This window comes from Bacillus sp. MYb56 (assembly GCF_002976445.1).
GTDB classification, from domain to species: domain Bacteria; phylum Bacillota; class Bacilli; order Bacillales; family Bacillaceae_G; genus Bacillus_A; species Bacillus_A mycoides.
The window spans coordinates 1-4,246 of the sequence record NZ_PCOH01000096.1; the positions used below are offsets into that span (position 1 = coordinate 1).

General features: G+C 27.8%; 2 protein-coding genes and 1 pseudogene. 1 reads left to right on the forward strand and 2 read right to left on the reverse strand.

Annotation, left to right across the window (positions count from 1 at the left end; genetic code table 11):
- Positions 1–413 precede the first annotated feature (413 nt).
- Together CQ058_RS30895 and CQ058_RS32630 are read right to left on the reverse strand one after the other, a co-directional pair.
- The gene (locus CQ058_RS30895) at positions 414–1,172 is read right to left on the reverse strand and encodes a DUF975 family protein (protein ID WP_002191664.1); all 759 of its coding nucleotides are present in this window, start codon (positions 1,170–1,172) and stop codon (positions 414–416) included.
- A 906-nt stretch (positions 1,173–2,078) separates the two neighbouring features.
- Positions 2,079–2,330, reverse strand: coding sequence for a hypothetical protein (locus CQ058_RS32630; protein WP_080019368.1), 252 nt, complete (start codon positions 2,328–2,330; stop codon positions 2,079–2,081).
- A gap of 1,288 nt (positions 2,331–3,618) precedes the next feature.
- On the opposite strand from CQ058_RS32630, the pseudogene CQ058_RS30905 reads away from it, so the two are divergent.
- A pseudogene (locus tag CQ058_RS30905) lies at positions 3,619–3,805 on the forward strand (hypothetical protein).
- Positions 3,806–4,246 lie beyond the last annotated feature (441 nt).

The following is a 4,246-nucleotide window of genomic DNA, read 5'->3' on the forward strand; positions in this document are numbered from 1 at the left end:
AGTAAACAGGTTAATGTGCTTTCTTTTTCCTGTCTACTATAAGGGGATCATATCACAATGTTCTTCTCTTTTTTTATATGTAATTAGGGTTTCCATAACTATAGATATGGATGGTGTAAATTAATGGATGAATAATTTACTCTTAAAATTATAACAGAAAGAGTAAAGATTATTATATGTAATATTGCATAAGAATGGTTGATTTTTAAACAACAATAATTTATGCCAATAAATAATTTATACTGAAATCTAAAAAGCAAGTTAATATTCTTATTAATATAAGAGAACATTAACTTGCCTTTAACTTTAAGAATAACCAAAATGCTTAAGTTGATGGATATGTGGTGCTACTCCATTAGAGAAGATATGTAAGCTATTATTAATTCTAAATTAATTCAAACTAACAGATGCTTCTAGTTAACTTTTAGTTCTTCCATATTATTTTCCCTTTTAGATAAATTTAAGTAGAAGTGCGATATTGTTGTAGTGTAATATGGATTAATCCAAAGGTATGGGATATTTAGTGTAAATATTCCTACCAAAGAACCTAAAATAAACCATCCGATAAAGCTCAACCATGTTATGAATAAATCTAATTTATGTCCTTGCATCATTTCTTTACTTTTTTTAATCGCTTCACTTGCTGTATATTCTGGATTTTCTATTAAAATATAGTACGCCATAGAATAAGAGAAAAATTTTATAATACCTGGAACAATTAATAATAAACTCCACAAAAAAATAAGTATAGTCTGCAAGATACCTAACTTCAAAGATCTAAATAAATTATTTTTCTTAAATCCTTCAAATAAATCACTAATTGTAGTAGATTCTTTTTTTGCTAAACGCAAAGTGAAATTATTATAGCCGTAACTCATAATGCTTTGTGTAGCAATATAAATAATAAATATAATAGCCCACATAATTACAGTAGCAAGTCCTAGAAAAAAGACGGCTGATGAGTCAGCTATTGCTTCTCCTGTTACCGAGTACTCTACAAAACTATCGGGATCTATCATTCCAATAATTAAGCTAAACAGCATAAATATTAAACATCCAATAATAAACATACCAATTGCAGGAATTCCATAATAAAGACACGTTACTCCTACTCCTAATCCCCAATTTCCCTTTATTGAAGATAAGGCTGCTTTTTTTAAGTCACTAATCATCTTATTCCAACCCCTCAATTTCTTTATCACATTATATGTGAATTTTTTATGACAAATAGAATGATAACATTTTTTGGGGGAAATAACATTATCTACATCTGTGGAAATTAATTTAGAATTAAAATACCTGTAAAAGGTAATGAAAAACTACTTAAAAAACGTTACGTTTATATAAAAATATACCTTAAGTTAATGGATATGTGGCGGTACCTCTTAATGAAAATGATTAAGTCATGCTATTTTTCTAAAAATAGTTAAGAGAAAGGTTACTTACTGTTAAAACAACATTGAACTAAACAATAAGGCATGCGTAGTATGTCTATTGTTGTTTAGTTAATAAAATTAAGATCATTTGTAAAAAATGTTAAATTTATAATTACACATAAGAAAAAGAATTCCTTAAGATTCTGGAATTCTTTTTCTTGTTTAAAGTTTGCTCACACAAATGATCTTCACAGCAATTCATCTTTGATATACGAATCATTTGTATGAAAAGTTATTCCTAATAATTGTGTAATAATGAACTTACATTCCTGCTTTTAAAGGTTCTGTTACGAATGATAGAACCCCACTTACAAATTTTAAAATTACCATTGCGATTTCCATTTCCATATTATTTCCTCCTCTACTTATGCGTTAAGATATGATGTAGCTTTATGCTTTCATAGTGGTAAGCGTTTATATTGATATCAATACATTTCTATATGCAATATTGCATCTTAGAACCAACTTTTATACTGTTATAATGATAGAGAAAAATTCTACAGCATTTTTCGAAATACTAAACAACAATTGAAAACGAAATTTCTCGTAAATAAACAAGGAAGAGAATTATAAAAATTCTCTTCCTTGTTTATTTCTTCATAGATTTAGTAATATAGGAGATATGTCCGGAATACATTTCAACTACATAATTCTTCCAATCACCCAAATAAAAGGAATCAAAAATACTACCACATTTAATATTATCCCGATTTTCGCTCCGATAGTTTTATCTATTTGATGGGAAAAAATAGCTAGGATAAATCCAATTGGACAAAGAGATACAGGTAAAAGTATAGAGACTCCAAAAAATTCATTTAAAATAATTTTGTATGCAACATTCACAATGGATAAAATCAATAAAACCGGTATTATAATCGATATAATTGTGCCTATTCTATTTTTTTAATGATAATAACCTCTTTTTTGCCTAAATAAAATATATTGCTCCGTAGATTATAAGGGAAAAAACACTGTCATTAAGCTAGTGTTTTTTCCTTATTGATAAGAAGCTTATAAATAATAAATTATAGCTGGTAAGATAAATACATAGTTATATATTTTTGCTGTGCCATTCATTATTTTCACTACATTACTTAATAATCCAATTGTACAAAGAGTGAATATCATCATTGTGGATACCTTAAAATTAATTGAATATCATTAATATGTAAATGTTATATTTTAAATAATTTATATAAAATTAAAATAATTTCATGTAAATTATTTGCGTATCAAAGGCTGTACCTTTTGAAGTGACGTGATTTCTATGAAAAACAATGTGTCAAGAAGTTTGAGATAACATTTTGAAGTAGGGCTACGGCCACATGCCCACCAACCTAGCAGAAGAGTTTGCCCCAAAAATGATATAAACGAATTTTGTTATTATAGAACACATAAAACAATAAACACATACTTCATATTTATTTTTGTTGTGGACGATAAAAAGCATCTACCAATTGATTATACTCGCTTCTTGAGATTTCTTTATTATACAGTTTAATTAGTAACTCTTTATGCGCTTTCGAAAACGCTATTTTATCAATAAATTTTGGATACATACGATCATTTTCTCCCCGTCTGATAAATTATTCTGTTGAATTTCGTCTATTTCCCCTGAATATTTTGAAAAATAAACCAACAATGTTTTATGAAATATTACATATCGAAATGATTGGATATTTTGTAAATGCTTACTATTACGAAAATGACAACAACTCTTCATTTCTCCTATGAAGAGGGTGAAGCAAAAACATAAAACCATTATATTTAAAGTTTAATCTACATTAATCGACATGAAAAGACTTTTTTAGACGAGATTATACATAATTTTATGTAATTGTACATATCCAAAGAAAGTAAAAAAGTATTTAAAATGCCATTATATTAAAATGAAGGACCTTGAAACTATTTTACTGAAAATGATTATGGTGAGCTTTAAATAATAAAAAGAAAACAAAAGCCGAACCTTTCAATAGAAATTAGGAATGACGGTGTTATTAAAAGTATTAATGAAGAAGATGACTTTGTTTTAACGATAGAAAAGTTAAGTGCCTATAACGGGTGTCTATTTATTATATATAAATTACATAATAAACAGTAATATGAATAAGTTAGACAATTGGATTAAAAAAGTGTATATATCTCTTGGGTGATTAATTCAATTCAAGGGGAACACAGTCCGATGCGAAAAAAAGATTTAATAAGACAATGGAAAGCGGATTTACAGGAGATTGCTAAAGAAAAGGAGAGAGAGAAAAGAAAAAAAGAAGCGTAAGAAATACTATATTCCTGGTAGCTCATTTCATTTCATGACTAGCAAGGATACTTATCACAAGAAGAATGGGGTTTGGAAACAAAAAAACAAGTAAATGTGAGTGTAAATTAGTATCGATTAAATTTACTATTACTATTTTAGGCGCTGCCGTGATCGGCTTAGCGTCTTATTTGTTGTTAAGAGAAGAGAAATCAAATAGTTAAAAGAGAGAGCCTTCCTTTGTAATGAGTAATGCTTTTTATATTTTTTCTAAAACCAACAAAACAATCATATAACAACAAAAAAATAATCTAAAAAGATATATATTTATTGATAAACGATAAATCGAGTGTTAAAATCAAATTTACATTAAATAAGTGAGGTGCTTTTTATGGAACGAGTATCAACGCTCTTTTTAAAGATAGCTGTTTTTATTATAGGACTACCAGTTTTTGCTGCTATCCTCCAGCGGCTTCTACAAGAAGCAATTAACTTGAACTACCCCCACTTTCACTTCGTTTAGAAGAGGGGGATTCCTAAGTAAAGAGTTCTATCG

Bases quoted from the DNA above. Each gene is read 5' to 3' on its own strand.
- CQ058_RS30895 (WP_002191664.1), bottom strand. From the start codon at position 1,172: ATGATTAGTGACTTAAAAAAAGCAGCCTTATCTTCAATAAAGGGAAAT.